This window comes from Roseateles cavernae, from assembly GCF_040187885.1.
GTDB classification, from domain to species: Bacteria; Pseudomonadota; Gammaproteobacteria; order Burkholderiales; family Burkholderiaceae_C; genus Roseateles_E; species Roseateles_E cavernae.
Window position 1 is genome coordinate 1 of sequence record NZ_JBDPLH010000034.1, and the last position, 1,344, is coordinate 1,344.

The 1,344-nt window shown below is 63.4% G+C and carries 1 protein-coding gene; it reads left to right on the plus strand.

Annotated features, from left to right (window positions below; all coding sequences use genetic code 11):
• Positions 1–89 precede the first annotated feature (89 nt).
• Positions 90–1,193: an IS5 family transposase gene (locus ABGI63_RS25735; protein WP_349745367.1), complete on the plus strand. Its 1,104-nt coding sequence runs from the start codon at positions 90–92 to the stop codon at positions 1,191–1,193.
• Positions 1,194–1,344 lie beyond the last annotated feature (151 nt).

Genomic DNA, 1,344 nt, shown 5'->3' on the forward strand with positions numbered 1-1,344 from the left:
CAGGCTGTTGAATTTCAGCTCGTAAGTCCCGTTTCGCAATCGAGTCGTCGTTGCTACTGTTCAGGGCAAGTAACGACGAGGGCTCGACGATGCGCGGATCGGATGGGTTGCAAGAGGGGCTGTTCACGCTGGCCAAGCTCGACGACTTCGTGCCAGCGGATCACCCAGTGCGGGCGATCCGGTTGCTGGTCAACGAAGCTCTTGCAGGGCTGAACAGTCGGTTCAACACCATCTACGCCGACGGCGGCCGGGCTTCCATCGCACCGGAGAAGTTGCTGCGAGCCATGCTCGTTCAAGTGCTGTTCTCGATCCGCAGCGAACGTCAGTTGATGGAGCAGGTTCGTTACAACCTGCTGTTCCGCTGGTTCATCGGCCTGGCCATCGACGACGCGGTCTGGGATCACTCGGTCTTCTCCAAGAATCGCGACCGGCTGCTGGAGCACGCTGTGGTCGAAGGCTTCTTCACCGAGGTGATGCGCCTGGCCGACAAGCGCAAGCTGCTGAGCAAGGAGCACTTCTCGGTAGATGGCACGTTGATCCAGGCCTGGGCCAGCCACAAGAGCTTCGTGCCACGGGATGGAGACGATCCGGGCAACGATAGCGGCGGGCGCAACGCCCAAGCCGATTGGAAGGGGCGCTCCCGCAGCAACGACACCCACGCCAGCACGACAGACCCGGACGCGAAGCTGTTCCGCAAGGGCAACAACCAAGCTGCGGTGCTGGCCTACCAGGGGCACGTCTTGATGGAGAACCGTTCGGGCCTGGTGGTCGGTGCGGTCGTGACGCAAGCCGATGGCTACGGCGAGCGTGCGGCTGCCCTGGCCATGCTCGACACGGTGCCAGGCAAACATCGCAAGACGCTGGCCGCGGACAAGGGCTACGACACCCGGGACTTCATCGCCGAATGCCGACGCCGCCGCGTCACGCCACATGTGGCCAGCCACACGACGCGCTGGGGCGGCAGCGCGATGGACGGTCGCACCACGCGCCATGCCGGCTACGCAGCAAGCCAGCGCGTGCGCAAACGCATCGAGGAGCACTTCGGCTGGGGCAAGACGGTGGGCCGCATCCGTCAGACCGTCTACCGAGGACTCAAGCGCGTCGACCAGCACTTCAAGCTCACGATGACCGCGAGCAACATCGTGCGAATGGCTCGAATACTGACAGCGATGCCGCAACGAGCACAGCGATGAACGGCCGGGGATGCCGTCCATGCCCGAGCATCAAGCCTGGAAGACAGCATCACGTCGCCACTCAGACCTGCCGTCCCGGCATCACCTTCTTCGACCAGCCCTCAATCGGTGAGGGCCGGGCTCAAATGCGGCGAATTTCAACAGCCTGCTA